Origin of the sequence: Kitasatospora sp. NBC_01302 (genome assembly GCF_035976515.1) — a bacterium.
Taxonomy (GTDB): Bacteria; Actinomycetota; Actinomycetes; order Streptomycetales; family Streptomycetaceae; genus Kitasatospora.
Genome location: NZ_CP108404.1, coordinates 8,271,371 through 8,288,259, shown reverse-complemented (window position 1 = coordinate 8,288,259; position 16,889 = coordinate 8,271,371). Strand labels below are relative to the sequence as shown.

Annotated in this window: 19 protein-coding genes and 1 pseudogene; 9 read left to right on the top strand and 11 right to left on the bottom strand. The window is 70.5% G+C overall.

The window, feature by feature from the left end; genetic code table 11:
• Positions 1–38 precede the first annotated feature (38 nt).
• A complete protein-coding gene (locus tag OG294_RS36145) occupies positions 39–440 on the top strand; it encodes a DUF5997 family protein (protein ID WP_327070790.1) in 402 nt (133 codons plus the stop codon).
• 404 nt (positions 441–844) lie between these two features.
• Here the strand turns inward: OG294_RS36145 and OG294_RS36140 are convergent, their stop codons facing one another.
• Together OG294_RS36140 and OG294_RS36135 are read right to left on the bottom strand one after the other, a co-directional pair.
• Positions 845–1,810: an alpha/beta fold hydrolase gene (locus OG294_RS36140; protein WP_327070789.1), complete on the bottom strand. Its 966-nt coding sequence runs from the start codon at positions 1,808–1,810 to the stop codon at positions 845–847.
• A 147-nt stretch (positions 1,811–1,957) separates the two neighbouring features.
• Complete coding sequence (locus OG294_RS36135) at positions 1,958–2,839, bottom strand: SDR family oxidoreductase (protein WP_327070788.1); 882 nt, start codon at positions 2,837–2,839, stop codon at positions 1,958–1,960.
• 84 nt (positions 2,840–2,923) lie between these two features.
• On the opposite strand from OG294_RS36135, the gene OG294_RS36130 reads away from it, so the two are divergent.
• Positions 2,924–3,505: a TetR/AcrR family transcriptional regulator gene (locus OG294_RS36130; protein ID WP_327070787.1), complete on the top strand. Its 582-nt coding sequence runs from the start codon at positions 2,924–2,926 to the stop codon at positions 3,503–3,505.
• Between the two features lie 199 nt (positions 3,506–3,704).
• Complete coding sequence (locus tag OG294_RS36125) at positions 3,705–4,925, top strand: FAD-dependent oxidoreductase (protein WP_327070786.1); 1,221 nt, start codon at positions 3,705–3,707, stop codon at positions 4,923–4,925.
• Here OG294_RS36125 and OG294_RS36120 read toward each other — a convergent pair.
• The 5 genes from OG294_RS36120 to OG294_RS36100 form a co-directional block, all read right to left on the bottom strand.
• Positions 4,835–5,086, bottom strand: a complete 252-nt coding sequence (locus OG294_RS36120) for an AraC family ligand binding domain-containing protein (RefSeq protein WP_327070785.1) — start codon at positions 5,084–5,086, stop codon at positions 4,835–4,837. The two genes, OG294_RS36125 and OG294_RS36120, sit on opposite strands and share 91 nt — an antisense overlap.
• 123 nt (positions 5,087–5,209) lie before the next feature.
• Complete coding sequence (locus tag OG294_RS36115; RefSeq protein ID WP_327070784.1) at positions 5,210–6,259, bottom strand: alpha/beta hydrolase; 1,050 nt, start codon at positions 6,257–6,259, stop codon at positions 5,210–5,212.
• Positions 6,260–6,629: 370 nt separating this feature from the next.
• On the bottom strand, positions 6,630–7,748 hold the full coding sequence (locus OG294_RS36110; RefSeq protein WP_327070783.1) for an alpha/beta hydrolase: 1,119 nt from the start codon (positions 7,746–7,748) through the stop codon (positions 6,630–6,632).
• A gap of 121 nt (positions 7,749–7,869) precedes the next feature.
• The gene (locus OG294_RS36105; RefSeq protein ID WP_327070782.1) at positions 7,870–8,991 is read right to left on the bottom strand and encodes an alpha/beta hydrolase; all 1,122 of its coding nucleotides are present in this window, start codon (positions 8,989–8,991) and stop codon (positions 7,870–7,872) included.
• On the bottom strand, positions 8,988–9,536 hold the full coding sequence (locus tag OG294_RS36100; RefSeq protein WP_442789285.1) for a SigE family RNA polymerase sigma factor: 549 nt from the start codon (positions 9,534–9,536) through the stop codon (positions 8,988–8,990). The genes OG294_RS36105 and OG294_RS36100 overlap by 4 nt, the downstream gene beginning before the upstream one ends.
• A 412-nt stretch (positions 9,537–9,948) precedes the next feature.
• Here OG294_RS36100 and OG294_RS36095 point away from each other — a divergent pair, with 412 nt between their 5' ends.
• The gene (locus OG294_RS36095) at positions 9,949–10,284 is read left to right on the top strand and encodes an NAD-dependent epimerase/dehydratase family protein (protein ID WP_327070780.1); all 336 of its coding nucleotides are present in this window, start codon (positions 9,949–9,951) and stop codon (positions 10,282–10,284) included.
• On the opposite strand, the gene OG294_RS36090 is transcribed toward OG294_RS36095, so the two are convergent.
• The 3 genes from OG294_RS36090 to OG294_RS36080 all read right to left on the bottom strand — a co-directional run bounded on the left by OG294_RS36090 (position 10,268) and on the right by OG294_RS36080 (position 11,753).
• Entirely contained in the window at positions 10,268–10,630 is a 363-nt protein-coding gene (locus tag OG294_RS36090) for a hypothetical protein (protein WP_327070779.1), read from the bottom strand. The two genes, OG294_RS36095 and OG294_RS36090, sit on opposite strands and share 17 nt — an antisense overlap.
• 106 nt (positions 10,631–10,736) lie before the next feature.
• Positions 10,737–10,865, bottom strand: coding sequence for a hypothetical protein (locus tag OG294_RS36085; protein ID WP_327070778.1), 129 nt, complete (start codon positions 10,863–10,865; stop codon positions 10,737–10,739).
• A gap of 39 nt (positions 10,866–10,904) precedes the next feature.
• A complete protein-coding gene (locus OG294_RS36080; RefSeq protein ID WP_327070777.1) occupies positions 10,905–11,753 on the bottom strand; it encodes a patatin-like phospholipase family protein in 849 nt (282 codons plus the stop codon).
• 92 nt (positions 11,754–11,845) lie between these two features.
• On the opposite strand from OG294_RS36080, the gene OG294_RS36075 reads away from it, so the two are divergent.
• Entirely contained in the window at positions 11,846–12,406 is a 561-nt protein-coding gene (locus tag OG294_RS36075) for a TetR/AcrR family transcriptional regulator (RefSeq protein WP_327070776.1), read from the top strand.
• A 222-nt stretch (positions 12,407–12,628) separates the two neighbouring features.
• Here the strand turns inward: OG294_RS36075 and deoC are convergent, their stop codons facing one another.
• Positions 12,629–13,318 (bottom strand): deoxyribose-phosphate aldolase, encoded by a 690-nt coding sequence (gene deoC, locus OG294_RS36070; protein WP_327070775.1) that lies wholly within the window; start codon positions 13,316–13,318, stop codon positions 12,629–12,631.
• Between the two features lie 313 nt (positions 13,319–13,631).
• On the opposite strand from deoC, the pseudogene OG294_RS41265 reads away from it, so the two are divergent.
• From OG294_RS41265 to OG294_RS36055, 4 genes and pseudogenes are all read left to right on the top strand, one after another.
• Positions 13,632–13,853, top strand: a pseudogene (locus tag OG294_RS41265) (GntR family transcriptional regulator); the annotation flags it as partial.
• 84 nt (positions 13,854–13,937) lie between these two features.
• A complete protein-coding gene (locus tag OG294_RS36065; RefSeq protein ID WP_327070774.1) occupies positions 13,938–14,381 on the top strand; it encodes a GntR family transcriptional regulator in 444 nt (147 codons plus the stop codon).
• Positions 14,382–14,532: 151 nt separating this feature from the next.
• Positions 14,533–15,678 (top strand): zinc-dependent alcohol dehydrogenase, encoded by a 1,146-nt coding sequence (locus OG294_RS36060; RefSeq protein WP_327070773.1) that lies wholly within the window; start codon positions 14,533–14,535, stop codon positions 15,676–15,678.
• Entirely contained in the window at positions 15,675–16,853 is a 1,179-nt protein-coding gene (locus OG294_RS36055) for an MFS transporter (protein ID WP_327070772.1), read from the top strand. The genes OG294_RS36060 and OG294_RS36055 overlap by 4 nt, the downstream gene beginning before the upstream one ends.
• Positions 16,854–16,889: the final 36 nt, after the last annotated feature.

Sequence of the window (16,889 nt, the reverse complement as noted above, 5' to 3'; positions counted from 1 at the left end):
TGACCGGAGCAGGGAGAATCTCGCTTATTCTGGTGACCATGACATCGCTCAAGCCGAAGACGACCCAGACCATGAAGCCCGCCACCGCGGCGAAGAAGCTCGGCGTGTACCTTTCCGCCACGCCCGCCGAGTTCCAGGAGGGCGTCGTCTCCCGCGAGGAGCTCAACAAGCTGCAGGCCGAGCCGCCGGCCTGGCTGGTGGACCTGCGTCGCAACGGCCCCCACCCGCGTCCGGTGATCGCCGCCAAGCTCGGCATCTCCGTCTCCGGCCTCGCCCGCGGCGGGGTCACCGAGGCGCTGACGACCGCCGAGATCGACGAGCTGAAGACCGCCAACCCCGACTGGCTGCAGCGCGAGCGCACCACCCAGGCGGAGGTCCGCAAGGAAGCGGTGCGGATCAAGGAGAAGCAGGAGCAGCAGGAGAAGAAGGCGGCCCAGTAGCCTCTCCGTCACCCTGTGTGAAGGCGGCTGAGCGACGGCGCCCCCGATGGGGGCGGCCCCGGCTCAGCCCGCCTGCCCCCTCCCCCGGCCTGCCGCAACATCGCCCGCAAGGGCGAGACCGTGTGGACCGCGGGGCGTGAGTCACGCGTCCCAGCGCCCCTGTAGGCGCTCAGACGGAGGAGGCCACGCGACAGCCGCCGCGCCCTACCTCCAAGCCCGGTCCTTCAGGCCGGGTCAAGTTGACGTAGGCCACGGGGATCTCCGTGCCGTCCCGTCCGAGCACGATTCCGTTGCGAAGGGTGGCCGGTCACTCTCGGCCGCGATCGGTCGGCCCGTCGGCCGGCTGGTCGCCGTGCGCCAGGGGCCACCCGGTGTCGTCGCGGCGCCCGGTCGTCCATCCGGTGTCAGGTGTGGAGTGTGCGGCTCCACTCGCGCAGGGTCCGGCTGTAGAGCTGCGGATCGCTGCCGTGCATGACGTGGCCGGCCTTCGGGAACGTCCTGTAGTCGAACCGCTGGCCGGCACCGGTGATCAGCTCGCGTGCGTGCCGGACCTGCAGGTCCGAGATGGCGCCCTGGAGTCGGCCCGACTCCTCGTCGACGTGGTGGAAGTGGTGGGTGAAGAGCACCGGGACCTTCACGGCCGCGAGCATCCGGGCATGGTCGACCGAGGCGCTGGCCGAGCCGCTGGCGAAGGCGCCGGCCCACTCGGGGTCGTACTCCTTGAACGTCTGGGGTGGTTCGTCCCCGCCCAGGAAGTCGCCCATCGCCGCCAGGCCTCGCGCGAGTGCCGGCGGCAGGTCGGTGGCCATGGCTCGTTTCAGGCCCGGCCAGTCGCCGACCGACCACTGATCGCCGAGGTACTTGTGCATCAGCTCGAACCAGGGGCCGATGACCTGGTTCATGCCCTGGCCGCAGGCGGGCGCGATCTCCGAGGAGAACAGCGGCGCGTCCTCGAAGTACGCGCCGCACAGCATGCCGGGCGGCGCGTAGGCGGAGAGCCATGCGGCGATGACGCCGCCGGAGGACAGGCCGCAGGCGATGACGGGGCGTGCGATGCGTCCGGAGACGAACCGGACCAGGTCGTTGCCCATGTTGTCGAGGGTGTAGCGGCCGGGGGTGCGGGTGGAGCGGCCCTGCCCGCGCAGGTCGACGGCGAAGACCTCGAAGTCGTCTTCGAGCAGCTTCATCGCCGCCTCGTAGCCCCACCAGGACTCGCCCTGCGCGGGGATGAGCAGCAGGGCGGGGTTGTCGGGCGATCCGGTCGTGGCGTAGTTGAGGCTGACCTCACCGGTGTCGAAGGCGTGCTCGGGGTAGTCGTGAGCGACGTAGGTCGCCTCCGGGTTGTGCGGTCCGTAGGTTCCGCAGGTCATGGGAACGTGTTCCTCTCACAGGGGGCTGGGCACGGTTCCTGCTCGGCGCGCGGGCTCCGGGCCCGGCGCCGGCCGTCGGCGCAGGCCAGGCGTCAGGGCCGTCCGGGCGTCAGGGCCGTCCGGGCGTCAGGGCCGTCCGGGCACGTCTCAGGGTTCGATGTTCTCCAGGTCGGCGAGCAGGCTCGGGTGGGTCGGCTGCCAGCCGAGGGTGGCGCGGGTGCGGGCGCTGGACGCGGGCTGGTCGGTGGCGAAGATCGGGCCGAGGGGACCGAAGTTCTCCTGCGGTACCGACTCGACGGGCAGGGCGAGCCGTCGGCCGATGACCGCGGCGATGTCGCGGACCGCGTCGCCCTCGTCGGCGACGGCGTGCCAGGAGCTTCCGGCCGGGGCCTGCTCCAGGGCGAGCCGGAACAGCACGGCGGCGTCGAGCGCGTGGACGCCCGGCCAGCGCTGCGCGCCGTCGCCGGGGTAGCCGGCGACGCCGGTACGGCGGGCGATGTCGGTGAGCAGCCCGGCGAACCCGCCCCGGCCCTCGTTGTGGACCGTGCGCGGAAGCCGTACCGCCGAGCTGCGCACGCCGCGGGAGGCGAGGTCGAGCGCGCGGGTCACCGACCGGCTGCGGCCGGCGACCGGCCCCTCGGTCGGCAGGGCGTCGTCCTCGGTGGAGGCGCGCCCCGGCTGGTGGGGCGTGCCGGCCACGGTGACGAGCGGGCGGTCCGTGCCGACGAGGGCGTCGCCGAGCGTCGCGAGCGCGGCGGCCTCCTCGGCGATGCCCCGGGCCAGGGCCTCGGGCGAGCTGAAGTCGTTGCTGAAGGCGAGGTGGATGACGCCGTCGGCCTGCTCGGCGCCGGCTCGCAGCACGGCGAGGTCGGCGAGTGCGCCGCGGAGCACCTCGGCGCCGGCGGCCTCGGCCTGCGCCGCGGAGGCGTCGGAGCGGGCGAGGGCGGTGACCGAGTGTCCCGCGGAGAGCAGTTCGGCGACGACGGCCGAGCCGATGAGGCCGGTTCCGCCGGTGATGAAGACGCGCATGACGAGCTCCAAGCAGTGATGCGACTGATGTCCCATCACCGTAGCGCATGATGCGACATGTGTCCCGTCGTCTAGGATGGCGACATGCCGAGATGGAAACCGGACGCGCGTCAGCGCCTGGTCGTGGCGGCGCTCGGGCTGTTCGCCGAGCAGGGCTACGACGAGACGACGGTCGCGCAGATCGCCGAGCGCGCCGAACTGACCCGCAGCACGTTCTTTCGCCACTTCGCGGACAAGCGCGAGATCCTCACCGCGGGGCAGCAGGCCCTGAGCCGACTGCTGGCAGAGGGCATCGACGCCGCTCCCGAGGAGGCGACGCCGATGACGGCCGTCGCGGCCGGCCTGGAGCGCGCGTCGGGGGAGATGACGGCGTTCAACCGCTCGCTCGGCCCACTGCTGCACGCGGCGATCGAGGCGAACGAGGAACTGCGCAGTCGCGAGGCACTGAAGAGCGTCGGCATGGCCGCGGCGATGGTCGACGCGCTCAAGCGGCGCGGCGTTGCGGAACCCACCGCCCAGGTGGCCGCCGAACTGGGCGTGCTGGCGTTCAGGCTGGGATACGCACGGTGGGCGGACCCCGCCCGCGACGAGGACCCCGGCGAACTGGCAGCCCTCACGCGAACGGCGTTCGACGAACTCCGCGCGGCGGTCGCAGACCTCGGCTAGTGTGCCGCTCACTTCCCGCGGGCGACGGGGGTGTTGGCGCACCCCTGGGGCGCGCCGGGAACCTGTGCTAGCGTCTTTGGCGGACGTACAGAAGTCACGGTCCGGTAGGTAGTCCGGATGGCGAACACTCGCTCGTACAGTGCCCGTCGAGGCACGTCCGGTGCGTCCCTTTTCGATTCGACCGAGAAGGGACACGACTGTGTCGGATCTGCACGTCATCATCGCAGGGGGCGGCCTGGGCGGCCTGGCCCTCGCGCAAGGACTTCAGCGGGCGGGCATCGGCGTCTCCGTCCACGAGAAGGATCCCACCGCGGGCTTCCGCAACCAGGGCTACCGCATCCGCATCAACTCCGACGGCATCACCGCACTCGAGGCGGTGCTGACCCCGCGGGCGTACGAGGTGTTCGCCGCCACCGCCGGGACCCCCGGGCCGCGCATGGACACCTTCGACCACCAGCTGAACCTGCTGCACGCCCAGGAAATCCCGCCCGTCCCGAACCTGCCCGGCGGCGGGAACCTGGCAGTCAACCGCATGACCCTGCGTCAGATCCTGCTGGCCGGCCTGGAGGAGGTCGTGCGCTACGGCGCCCGGCTCACCCGTTACGAGACCAACCCGTCGGGCTCGGTGACCGCGCACTTCGCGGACGGCACCAGCGCGACCGGTGACGTGCTGATCGGTGCCGACGGGGTCAACTCGGCGGTCCGCAAGCAGTACCTGCCCGAGGCGCAGGTCGTCGACGCCGGCCTGCGGCTGCTGTACGGAAAGGTCCCCCTCGCCGGGGACGAGGCCCGGGCCCTGGTCCCGCCCGAGCTGCTCGGACTGTGGACCACCGTCGTCGGCTCGCAGCACCGCTTCGTCGGACTCGCCCCCGTGCAGTACCGCGAGGCGATGCACGAGGTGACGGCCCACCTGGCCCCCGAGCTCGAGCTCAGCGACGACAGCGACTACCTCGCGTGCGTCTTCGGCGCCCGTCGCGAGCAGTTCCCCTGCACCGACGGCGAGTTGTTCGCCATGAACGGCGCGCAACTGCTAGCGCTGACACTGTCCCTGGTCGAAGGGTGGCACCCCCGGCTGGTCCGGATCGTGGCCCGTCAGCACCCCGCCTCGATCTTCCCGGTCACGGTCCGCACCAGCGTGCCGATCAGCCCGTGGGAGACCACCGCGGTCACCCTGCTCGGCGATGCCATCCACGCCATGAGCCCCGCCATCGGCGTCGGCGCCAACACCGCACTGCGCGACGCCCGGACCCTGGCCGACCGCCTCGCCCAGGCCGGCGGCGGTCGGCCGCTCACCGAGGCCCTGCGCGCCTACGAGCAGGAGATGACCGGCTACGGCTTCGACGCCGTCCGCGACTCGGCCGACCGCGGCCACCGGCTGGCGGGCCAAGACCCGCTGCCCTCCTGGTCGGTGCAGTCGTAGGCAGGCCCGGCGCTGTCGATCTTCCTGGAAGCCGGTGCGGTGCCGTGCGGGATCTGCTTGGGCAGGAACACCGTTCCGCCTGCGGTGAGTTCGTACTCCTGGTCGTCGCACCGGACCAGGGCGGTGCCCCCGACATGCACTCCGAATGCCGCAAGTAGCATAAAGTCAAGCAGTTCTGACGGACAGCCAGCGCAAGCAACTGCATCGATTGCAGGCGGCTTGCAAGGGCTGCACAAGCGAGCCCAAGCTGCTGCTCCACGGAACGGGTCAAGGGGAGCGGGTCGTCAGCTGTCGCTCTGCGGGCCGGTGAGGTTCTTGGTGAGCCACTGGAGGGACATCGGGATCAGCTTCTCGAAGTCCGTGGTGAGGTGCTGGCCGCCGGGCTCCTCGTAGTACTCGACGGTGGTCGGGGCGGCGGCGCTGGCGACCCACTTCTTGACCACGCCGACCTCGTGGGCGTCGCCGCCGCCGGCGGTGGCGAGCATCTTGACGTCGGCCCTGCTGGTGGAGATCAGCTTGTCGGGGCTGTTGGCGTCGTCCTCGGCCTGGTGGCCCTTCCAGAGGCTGGAGTCCGCCTTGAAGTCGCCGTCGATCGGCACGGCGGCCTTGAACAGGTCGGGGTGCTGCATGGCCAGCTTGGCGCTGCAGTCGGCGCCGCTGGAGGCGCCCATCAGGCCCCAGCTGTCGCGGCCCTTGAGAGTGCGGAAGTTGGCGCGCACGAAGTCCGGGATGTCCTGGGACAGCCAGGTGCCCATCTTCGGCTGGCCCGGGATGTCGGAGCAGTCCAGGGACTTGCGCTCGTCGGAGACCAGGTTCTGCACCGGCATGATCATGATGAACGGGTGCGCCTGCCCTTGCTGGGAGAGCTGGGCGTCCATCTCCTCGATCGGCAGCTGCTTCTCGTCCGTCCAGGTGTTGTAGCCGTTGCTCTGGCCGCCCGCGAAGAGGGTGAGCACCGGGAAGCCGAACTTCGCGTACTTCGGGTCGTCGTACTGCGGCGGCAGCCAGACCCAGACCTGGCCCGAGACACCGGACTTCCGGCCCGCCAGGGTGGTCACCATGATCGGGCCGGCCTTGGTGTCATGGGCCTTCTTCAGGTCGGCGGCCGGACCGGTCGGCATCACGACCCTGCCGTCCGCCGGCGGCGCGCTGCCCACCGGGGCGGCCGAGGTGGTCGGTGCGGCCGACTGGGTGGCCACGTTGCCGCCCGGCTTGGGCGCGGCGGCCGGCTTGCTGCCGCTGCTGCAGGCCGCCAGGGCGGCGGACAGTGCGAGCGCGGTGAGACCGGCCAGGACGGCGCGGGTGCGTATGGACTGCGACTGCGGATGTTGCACGGTGAAGGACTCTCCGATCGATATCAGGCCCGGCCGGACGGAAACCGGGCGGCGGCCTCCGGGTGAGGCCACCGGGGAGGTCGTGGGCAGCGTTCCGGCATGCCGGTGGCGGGCCGCCGGGGGGGTGCTTCCTCCCCGCCTCGGGACAGCGCACCTGCTCCGGATGGAGTGGCCTGCCCTCCTTGATCTATGACGCTGCTTCAGGCTTTGGTCGTTGCCTGGTCTCGCCACCCCGTTCGGGAAACCGCCTTCGGATCTGCTCCCGCCCTTTCCGCAGTCGTTCCCGGTCCGGAAGGATGCTCCGTGTGCGGTTGTGAGCCTGAGAGCCACTCACTCCGTGGGCCCGGCAGCCTCCTTGGCCGAGGGCCGGTCAGGGCTTGACGTACTGGCTGAGCCAGGTGAAGGCGGTCGGCACCATCGGCTTCCAGGTGTCGGTGGCATGCCGGCTGGCGCTCTCCACCGGGTTCACCGTGGTCGGTGCCTTGGCGGCCTTCTGCAGTGCCTTTGCGTCATCCAGCCCCTCGCCCGCCCTTGCGCCCCCGGTGAGGTAGAGCGCGACGTTCGGCGGGGTCTGGGCGTGGGTCAGCATGTAGAGCGGGTTGTCGACCTCGTCCAGGTGCGGGTCCTTGGCGGTCAGCGAGTCCGGCTCGCCCTTCGGGTCGTTGTAGCCGGACATCGCGATCGCCGCCCGGAACCGGTCCGGGTGGGCGATCGCGAGGCGGGTGGCGCAGTGCGCGCCGGCCGAGTACCCGGCCACGCCCCAGTGGTCGGCCGCCGGGTCGACCCGGAAGTTGTCCAGCACCATCTGCGGCACGTCGCGCCACAGCCAGGTCTCCGCGTCGACCTTGCCCGGCACGTCCGCGCACCCGGTGTCCACGTGCCCGGGAAGCAGGACGACGCGAGGAGAGACCAGGATGAACGGGGAGACCTGACCAGACTTCATCAGCGGTGCCAGTTGCTTGGACACGTCCATGCTGCCGAACCAGGCGCTGGACGAACCGGGGAAGCCGGCGAGCAACTCGACCACCGGGAAGGTCTTGTCCTTGTACGCCGGGTCGTCGTACTGCGGCGGGGTCCACACCAGCACCTCACCGTCCACCCCGGACAGGCGGCCCTTGAGCTGGGTCTCCTTCACATCCTCGGGCACCGCCGGGTCGTCCACCCCCGTGAAACTCTGGATCACCTTCGGCTGGTCCGGCGACTTGGCCGCCGCCGTGCCGTCCACGGGAGGCGGCGGTGGCACCGCACGGACGTGGCTGTCCGTGCCCAGCAGGTCGCCCCAGTCGCTGTACAGCTGGTTGGAGTTGTTCACGAGCACGAACACCATCGCCACCGCGGTCACCTGGGCGAACAGCACCAGGCCGAGCCGCCCGGCCGCTCGGACGGCCTGGGGCCCGCGTATCCGGCCCCACAACGCCATCAACAGCGCGACGGAGAACGGGACCAGGAGGATGGAGAGGACGAGGAACGGAGTGCCCGTGAGTTTCATGTGAGTGAGGACTTTCGCAGGTGAGGGACTGATGCCCATGAGTCGCACAGGTTCGCTCCGACGGGTCCCCTGGAGGTTCTCAGGTGGACCTGCACTGGCCCTCGGATGCCGGGGCCGGTCGTCAGCTGTCGCTCTCGGGACCGGTGAGGTTCTTGGTGAGCCATTCCAGGGACATCGGGATCAGCTTCTCGAAGTCCGTTATGCGGTGCTCGCCGCCGGGCTGCTCGTAGTAGTCGACCTCGGTGGGCGCGGCCGCCTTGGCCACCCAGCCCTTGACCAGCTTGACCTCGTAGGCACTGCCGCCGCTGGCGGTGGCGAGCATCTTGACGTCGGCCTTGCTGGTGGAGATCAGCTTGTCGGGGCTGTTGGCGTCCTGCTCGGCCTGGTGACCCGTCCAGAGCGTCGAGACCGACGTGAAATAGCCGTCGATCGGCACAGCGGCCTCGTAGATGTCGGGGTGCTGCAAGGCCAGCTTCGCGCTGCAGTCGGCGCCGCTGGCGGCACCCATCAGGCCCCAACTGTCGCGGCCCTTGAGGGTGCGGAAGTTGGCACGGACGAAGTCCGGGACGTCCTGGGACAGCCAGGTGCCCATCTTCGGCTGGCCCGGGATGTCGGAGCAGTCCAGCGACCGGTGCTCGTCACCGGTCAGGTTCTGCACCGGCATGATCATGATGAAGGGGTGCGCCTTCTGCTCCTGGACGAGCTGGGCATCGATCTCCTGGATCGGCAGTTGGTTGTCCGCCCAGGTGTTGTAGCCGTCACCCCGGCCGCCCCCGAAGAGGGTGAGCACGGGGAAGCCGAACTTCGCGTACTTCGGGTCGTCGTACTGCGGCGGCAGCCAGACCCAGACCTGGCCCGACACGCCGGACTTCCGGCCCGCCAGGGTGGTCACCATGATCGGCCCGGCCTTGGTGTCACGGTCCTTCTTCAGGTCGGCAGCCGGACCCGTCGGCATCACGACCCTGGAGTCCTTAGGCGCCGCGCCGCCCGCCGCCGGAGCCCGGCCGGGCGGGGGAGCCGGATGGCGGCCCGGGAGCAGCGCGAGGGTGAGGGCGGGCAGGACGACCATCGTGACGGCCAGCGCGGTACGCACGGCCGTCCGGCGCCGGCGCAGCCCCCGGCCGTCACGGACGATCGCGGTGTACGGCGCCGGGGAGACGACGATGTCCGCCGCGCCCTGGGCGAGCGCGCGGCGCAGCCCTGGTTCGTCAGTGGGGATGTGGCTCTCGTCAGGCCAGGTCATGCGGACACCTTCCATCGGGAGTCGGTCGTGGCCGGCGTGCTGAGGTCGGTGAGGCCGGAGTCGGCGCGCAGCTTGGCCAGTCCCTTGGCGGCCTGGCTCTTGACGGTGCCGGTGGAGCAGCCGAGCGCGGCGGCGACCTGCGCTTCGGAGAGGTCCTCCCAGTAGCGCAGCACCACCACGGCTCGCTGCCGCGCGGGCAGCGCGGCGAGAGCGGCGAAGAGCACTTGGCGCTGGTCGACCTGCGCGCTGGCGTCCGTCGGGTGCGGGCCGCTCGGCTCCAGCGGTTCGTCGGTCGAGTACTCCGCCAGGCGGTGCTTGCGGAAGCGGTCGAAGTTGCTGTTCACCAGGATGCGGCGCACGTACGCGTCCGGGCTGTCGCTGCCGCTCACTCGTCGCCAGGACGCGTACACCTTGGCCAGCGCGGTCTGCGCCAGATCCTCCGCGTCGTGCTGGTTCCCGGTCAGCAGGTACGCCGTCCGGACCAGCCCGTTCCACCTGCCCTGTACGAAGTCACTGAACTCCGCCTCCTCGTCGTAGCTGCCCATCAGCATCACCCCCCTCAGATGTTCAGACCACGAACTCCGTGAATCAGGTTGCCTGGGGGGAGCAGTCAGTACTCAGTGGGCATGTGACGAGAGCATTTTGCCCTTTGTGTCCCAGCAGGTGGCTCGCCAGGTCGATGTGCTCCCGTCCGTCATGGGCGCTGCGGGTGTCGCATTTTCGTCAGCAGCGCGAGCAGGGTGTCCTGTTCCTGCGCGTCGAGACCGGCGAACAGCCCGGAGGCGTGCAGCCGTGTTCTGAGCGCCTCCTGCCACATCCCGCATCGTCGGGGGTCCGGTTCCCGGGGCAAGCGCCCACAACGTGCCGGCGACGGAGGTCGGGACTCCGAACTCGCCGAGCACCTGGGCCACGACCCCGTCCGCGGCGTGCCCACCACCGATGCCCTTCGGCTCGGGCGTGGACCTCATCACCACCGCCCGTGAGGGCACCCGTCGCGTCCTGGGCGCCGCCGCGCTCGCCGGGGTGAGGCGCGCCGCGTTCACCTCGTCCGGCGTCACGGCCGACACCGGCGCCCCGGACACACCCGCGACCGAGACGACGTGGACCACGCCATCGGGCACCCTGGTTCGCGCGTGCCCCGATTCCAAGATCCTCGCCGAGCGCGACGCGTGGGACCTCGCCGCCGCTACCGGGATCGAACCGACCGCCGTCCTCCAGACGTTCGTGCAGGGCCCGATGCTGGGCACAGCGATCAGACGACGCCCGGTGCTATCGGCTATCGGGGAGCCGTGAGGGCGGCATCGCTCACCAGGACGCGGTCCCCGAGGTGGTCACTCTGGTAGCCGGCCTCCGCCAGGGTCGTCGCGAGGCGCAGCGCGAGCAGGAAGCCCTCGGAGCGGACGGCCGCACTGCCGTGGACCCGGATGCGCCCGGTGGTCGCCCCGCCCCGCACTCCCGGGCCCGGTTGGCCCCCTCGTGCGCCGGCCTTCCAGGACACCGTCACGCCGTGCTTCCCGCAGGAGACGGCCACACCTTCACCGACGCCGCCGCCCCCGGCAAATGGGTAGCCGGCGGCCCGCAGGGTGTCGATCACGGAATGGTGCAGGACGGAGTGCGTGGCGTGATCCTGGCTGGGCATGACAGCCAGCCTACAGGCGAACATCGGATTAACTGATGATGAAGCTGACATGGCGTCAGTCGGCGGCCTCGGACACGGCGAAGGAGCACCACCGCCCTCGACACCTTCACCACCTCGCGTACATGATCCAGCTGCCGCAGGTCATCGCCGTGATCGCCGACGACCTGGCCTCGGCCATCGAGGCCCGGAGCAGCACCGACCAGCTCCCGCCGCCGCGCCCCGCCTGGCGGCTCAACCTCCCGGGTCCAGGTGGCCGACCCGACCTGATCGGCGGTCAGCCCGCGGCGGCTGCTGTCCTCCAGGTGGAGCGGAGCTGTGCGCCGACCTCGCCGGCCTGGCGAAGGCCCGCCCGGTAGGCCGGTTCCCAAGCTGCCAAGTCGCCCGGGTTCGAGCCGAAAGCGCGCACCGAGGCGGGATCGGGGCCGATGGTCACCACGGTGTCCGCTGCCACGGCCGCCAACTGCCGGTCGAGCGGCTCGCGGGGAAACAGGTGCGCCATCGGCTCGACCACGACCAGCGTGCGGGCGCCGGCCGCGAGGTCGGCGTTGGTGCCCGACCGCAGCGCACCGTCCATGTACCGCCGGCCGTCGATGGCAACCGGCGGCGCGGCCCCGGGGAAGGCGCTGCTCGCCGCCACCGCGGACACCAGTGGCACGCCGCTGTCGCGGTCCCACACCACGGGCTCACCGGTGGTCGCGTCCACGGCGGTGAGCACGAGTCGCCGCTCCGGCCACGCGTCCGCACCGATCAGGGCGGCGCGCCCCGCGATCAGCGCCTCCTCGGCCCGGGGGTCGGCGCCGTCGAGCGCCAGCCGGCCGACCCGACGCCTGGCCTCGCCGGGTTCCAGGCTGCGGTCGCCCAGCACGGCGAACACCTCGCCCATCCGCGCGGGGTCCGCCTTGAGCCGGTGGGCGTCCGGGCGAGCCGACGTCGCGAGCCGCCCCGGGTTCTGCCCGGTGGCGAGCAGTGCTCCGACGATCGCGCCGGCCGACGTGCCGACGATCAGGTCGGCTTCGCCCAGATCCACGCCGTCGCGGCGCAACCCGTAGGCCAGCCCGGCCGTCCAGGCCGTGCCGACGTGACTGCCCGGGCCCAGGACGAGCACTCGGTCGTAGGTGTGCACAGTGGTCTCCCCTCGTTGTTGAAACAGTCGTACCATATACTCGACACACACTGACGCTGTTCCAATTCCGAGCCACCGAGAGGAGATCCACCGTGGGGCGACCGGCAGATCCCGCCCGGCGCGAGCGCACGCTGGCGCGGGCGACCGACTACGTGCTGGCGCACGGGTTGGCCGGGCTGAGCCTGCGGCCGCTGGCCGCGGCCCTCGACACCAGCCCGCGGATGCTGCTCTACGACTTCGGCAGCAAGCAGGAGTTGGTCGCCGCGGTCCTGGCCGAGGCCCGTCGCCGAGGTGCGGTGCGCCTGGCCGGGCACCGTCCGGCCGCGACGGGCTCCGTGCAGGAGCGGCTGCGCGACATCTGGGCGTGGCTCAGCGCGGACGAACGTGCGCCGTTCGTCCGGCTCTTCTTCGAGGTGCACGCCGACGGCCTGGTCCACCCCGAGAACTACCCCGATCAGGGCGAGGCGATCACCGACTGGTTCGACACCCTCGGTGCCACCTTCCGCGACGTCTCCACCGGCCCCGAGGACACCGTCACGCCCACGTTGGTCATGGCCGTCGTCCGGGGTCTGCTGTTCGATCTCACCACCACCGGCGACCGCCACCGCACCGATCGTGCGCTGGACCGCTTCGCCGAACTCCTGGGGCGGTGAAGGCCGGACGGCATCGGCCCCCTCAAGGGGCTCTCATCAGCCGTCGACCGGCTCCATCCGGGACTGCGCGGCCGCGGCCTGTCCGGGGCATCCCGGCTCCTGCCCATGGAGAACATCCACGGCACGAACATCACAGCCAGGCGGACTGCGTCCCGTGCGCAGCCCCGGGCGGTCCGTACCAGCCGGTGCCGACTGTCAGGTACGGCACCGGCTGATACGGAGTCAGGGGGCCAGGCGGGAGGCGAGGTCGTCCAGCATGGCGGCGGTGGTGGTGGCGCCGAACCGCACGGCTCCGGCGTCGATCATGTCGAACAGTACGTCGAGGGTGCGCACTCCCCCGGCGGCCTTGACCTTGACCCGCTCGGAGACCGAGGAGCGCATCAGTCGCACGTCCTCCAGCGTGGCACCGCCCGGGGCGAAGCCGGTGGAGGTCTTGACGTAGTCGGCACCGGCGCTCTCGGCGAGACGGCAGGCGCGAACCTTCGCCTCGTCGGTGAGGTAGGCGTTCTCGAGGATCACCTTCACCAGGGCTCCACCGGCGTGGGCGACCTCGACGACGGCGCGGATGTCGTCCGCCACCGCCTGGTCCTCGCCGCTCAGCAGTCGGCCGATGTTGAGGACCATGTCCAGCTCGCGCGCACCGTCCTCCAGTGCGGCCCGGGCCTCCGCGGCCTTGACCGCGATCACCGAGGCGCCGTGCGGGAAGCCGACCACGGTGCCGACGAGGACGGACGTGCCGCCCAGCTCCTCGGCGGCCAGCCTCACGTCGGCCGGCTTCACGCAGACCGAGGCGACGTTGTAGCGAGCGGCCAGTGCGCAGCCGTCATGCACGTCCCGCACGGTCAGTTCGGGGCGCAGCAGCGAGTGGTCGATCATCTTGGCGACCCGGGCGACGGTGAGGGTGGTGGTCACGGGCCTTCGTCCCTCCGTGGTGATGGGCGATCGGGGCTGTGTGCGGGCCTTCGGGCCCCCTCGGGGCCGCTGCGGCAGCCGGCCTGACGTCCGCAGTGGTGGGCGGCCCGGCGGGGCATGATCGGGTTCAGTGCATCCCTGGCACCATAGAGCAGGCGCACTCCAGCTGTCTATACAGCCAAGGAGTGTGGGAGTCGGCGCGGTGGCCATCCGCTGCGCCGGATGCCGCAGGTGTCACCATCACCGGCGGCCGCCTTGGGAGTCAATGTCCCGAAAAGTCCTGTTTCATCAGGTTGACTAGACAGCTAGACAGATGGTTCGATCCAGAAGGGAACGGCGCATGGCCGCGGACTTTGCCCCCAGGTACCACCAGATTGAGCAGATCCTTAGGGGGAGGATTGCACAGCAGCGAGCACATGACCCGTTGCCCTCGGAAAGCGATCTTTGCGCCGAGTTCGGAGTCAGTCGCATGACTGCCCGGGCGGCCCTTCAGGGCCTGGTCGCAGAAGGCTTGATCTACCGAGTGTCCGGCCGCGGTACTTTTGTTTCCGAGCCCCCCGCCCGACGGCGTGCGGAGAACTTGGTCCGCTTCAGCGAGGAAATGCGCCGAAGAGGGCGTGTGCCTTCTTCGAAGCTCATTTCGTCGGAATCCAGAAAGGCTCAGGACGATGAGATTCATCGCCTCCGCCTGACCGATCCCGCCCACGTCGTCGCCGTCACCCGGATCCGCCTTGCGGACGATGTTCCGGTGGCGCTGGAACGGGCGGTCTTCCCGGGAGAGCTTTCGGCCCTCCTGGAGGTGGACGCTGCCACGCACTCGATCCACGACGCGCTGGGCAGCCTCGGGAGATATCCCCAGCGGGGGTACTCGTCCATCGGGGCGGACATCTCCGGAGACCTCGAATCCCATCTGCTGGGCATTCCCACCGGATCCGCGCTGCTCATCGAGAAGCGCCTCATCCTGGACCAGGACGACCGGCCCATCGAACTGACCGAGTCCCGGTATGTCAGCAGTCGGTATGCGCTGGACGTCGCCTTCCAGGTGGATGCTTCGGGCGAGTAGCGCCTTGAGCCGTGTCTTGAGCCGTGTCTTGAGCCATGTCTTGAGCAGCGGCTGGACAAAGCACAGAAAACCTTGCAGGGCCCCCTCGCCAATCACCTTGGCGGGTGCACAGTTATGTCGATTTCGGGAAGATCTATCAACCTCTAGGGGCATGATGTATGCGTACCTGATGACCTCCCCCGGGCATATCGAACGTGCCACAGTACCGGATCCGGTGTGCCAGTCGGACGAGATCCTGCTGAGCACCGAGGCCGTGTCCATCTGCTCCACCGACGTGTCCTACTTCCGCGGGCACCTCTTTCCGGAATCATGGCCGATCATCCCCGGGCACGAGTATGTCGGCCGTGTTCTGGAGGTCGGACGCAAACTGCAGGGATCCGTGGCGGTGGGCGACCGGGTCTGCTACTGGGGACAGACCGACTTCGGCGGAATGGCCGAGTACCGGGCGCTGCGTCCGATCTTCCCAGGCGCCCGGAACATGGAGACGACCTGGTACACCGAACGCAATTTCTACGATGCGGACCAGGCCGCGGCCGTGGTCCTTCCCGAATCCGTGCCGTCCGATCTGGCCACCATCATCGAGCCCCTCACCTCGGTGCTCCGGTCCCTGCTCCTCAATCCGCCGAAGCCCGGCGACACCTGCGTCGTCCTCGGCGCCGGCCCCAGCGCGCTCCTCGCCGTCCAGGTCCTCACCCGGTACCTGGGGGTGGGCTCGGTCATGGTGCTCGACCAGAACCAGGCCCGGCTCGACCTGGCCCAGGCCTACGGTGCCGGGCCGGCCTTCAACACGGACACACAGCTCAGCGCGGTCGACGACTTCGTCCGCGACCACCACGACCAGTACGCCGACTACGTCTTCGACGCCCTGCCACACGTCGGGGCCGCGAAGCCGGGCGAGAAGGACATCCGCGAGCTGGCCATGGGGCTGCTGCGCCCGGGCGGTGAGTACGTCCTGTACGGCGCCACCGCGGTGCCCCAACAGATCAACACCTGGATGATCCTGGCCAAGGGGCTGAAGCTCCGCGCCACGCCCTTCGACGTCCGCCTGTTCCCCATGACCCGGTCGGCCAATGTCTGCGGCATCGCGCTGCGCCTCATCGAGACCGGCCTCGTGGACGCCCGTCCGCTGGTGACGGCCAGAGTCTCGATCCATGACGGGTCCGGCGTGCTGCGAGCGTTCAGCGAGTACGGACAGGGAGCGTCCATGAAGACCTCCATGCTCGCCCCGGAGATCCTGGTGGCCGCCGAATCGGCTTCCGCCCGCATCCGCGCGGAAGCGGTCGGGATCGGGATATGACGGTTACGGTGGCCCCGTTCGTCCGGGACGGGAAGACTCGCCTTGCCTACGGTGGACTCTCGGTCTACGCCTACGCGCTCTACGCGCTGGGTCCGCTGCTGCCCCTGCTGCGGCACGACTTCGGGCTGTCCTACTCGATGATGAGCGCGCATTCGACGGTTTTCGCCGCCGGGGCGATCCTCGCCAACGCGCTGATCGAACGGCTGACCGGAACGTTCGGGTACCGCAGAGTCTTCTGGACGTCCCTCGCCGCGCTGGTGCTCGGTGCGGTGCTGCTCGCCGTCGGCCCCAACGTGGCGGTCACGCTGAGTGCTACGGCTGTGATGGGCGTGAGCGGCGCGTTGGTGCAGACCACGGTGTTCGCCGTTCTGGCACAGCACCACGGCCCCCTGCGGGAGCGCGCCATCGTCGAGGCCAACGCGGGTGCCAGCGCGGCCGCACTGGTGGCGCCCCTGGTGATCGGAGCGTGCCAGGCCGCCGGTGTCGGCTGGGGCCCGAGCATGCTGCTGCCCCTGGTGATCGCCGGGGGCCTGTACCTGACGCTCGGGCACGAAACCCTGCGGCCCCGCCTTGCGTCGGCCGGCGAGGCCGCGCCGCCGGGACCGCTGTCGGCCGCCTACTGGCTGCTGGCGGCACTGGCCGGAGTCGTCGTCGGAGCCGAGTTCTGCCTGGTCTTCTACGGCTCCCCGCAGCTGACCAGCAGCATCGGCCTCACCGATGGACAGGCTGCCACGGCGATGAGCCTCTTCTACGGCGGCTCACTGATCGGGCGGCTCACCGGCAGCCGGCTGTCCGCGACGCGGGCCACCGCCACGCAACTCGTGCTCGCCTCACTCGGGGTCACCGTGGTGGGCTTCCTGCTGCTGTGGACCAGCAGCAGCACGGTGGTCTGCCTCCTGGCGCTGCTGGTGACCGGGCTCGGCATCGCGAACCTGTTCCCGCTGACGCTCTCGCTCGCGGTGGTGGCCGCACGGGGCAGGACCGACCAGGCCACCGCCCGGGTGCAGCTCATCGTCGCGGTGTCGATCATGCTGGCTCCGTTGATCCTCGGTGCGCTGTCCGACCACTTCGGGGTCGGCCGTTCCTTCGCTGTCGAGGGCGTCCTGCTCACGGCGGCCGTCGCGCTGCTGCTCCTGGGAACCGCCGCCCGGTCGCGGCCCTCCCGCACGGGCTGAACTCCAGCCGACGTCACAGAAATCCACAGGGGAGCA

What these genes read in the sequence shown, in the direction of transcription:
- OG294_RS36145 (WP_327070790.1), top strand. Translation starts at nt 39, where the DNA reads ATGACATCGCTCAAGCCGAAGACGACCCAGACCATGAAGCCCGCCACC.
- OG294_RS36140 (WP_327070789.1), bottom strand. Translation starts at nt 1,810, where the DNA reads ATGACCTGCGGAACCTACGGACCGCACAACCCGGAGGCGACCTACGTC.
- OG294_RS36135 (WP_327070788.1), bottom strand. Translation starts at nt 2,839, where the DNA reads ATGCGCGTCTTCATCACCGGCGGAACCGGCCTCATCGGCTCGGCCGTC.
- OG294_RS36130 (WP_327070787.1), top strand. Translation starts at nt 2,924, where the DNA reads ATGCCGAGATGGAAACCGGACGCGCGTCAGCGCCTGGTCGTGGCGGCG.
- OG294_RS36120 (WP_327070785.1), bottom strand. Translation starts at nt 5,086, where the DNA reads ATGCTACTTGCGGCATTCGGAGTGCATGTCGGGGGCACCGCCCTGGTC.
- OG294_RS36110 (WP_327070783.1), bottom strand. Translation starts at nt 7,748, where the DNA reads ATGAAACTCACGGGCACTCCGTTCCTCGTCCTCTCCATCCTCCTGGTC.
- OG294_RS36105 (WP_327070782.1), bottom strand. Translation starts at nt 8,991, where the DNA reads ATGACCTGGCCTGACGAGAGCCACATCCCCACTGACGAACCAGGGCTG.
- OG294_RS36100 (WP_442789285.1), bottom strand. Translation starts at nt 9,536, where the DNA reads ATGGGCAGCTACGACGAGGAGGCGGAGTTCAGTGACTTCGTACAGGGC.
- OG294_RS36090 (WP_327070779.1), bottom strand. Translation starts at nt 10,630, where the DNA reads ATGCCCAGCCAGGATCACGCCACGCACTCCGTCCTGCACCATTCCGTG.
- OG294_RS36060 (WP_327070773.1), top strand. Translation starts at nt 14,533, where the DNA reads ATGATGTATGCGTACCTGATGACCTCCCCCGGGCATATCGAACGTGCC.
- OG294_RS36055 (WP_327070772.1), top strand. Translation starts at nt 15,675, where the DNA reads ATGACGGTTACGGTGGCCCCGTTCGTCCGGGACGGGAAGACTCGCCTT.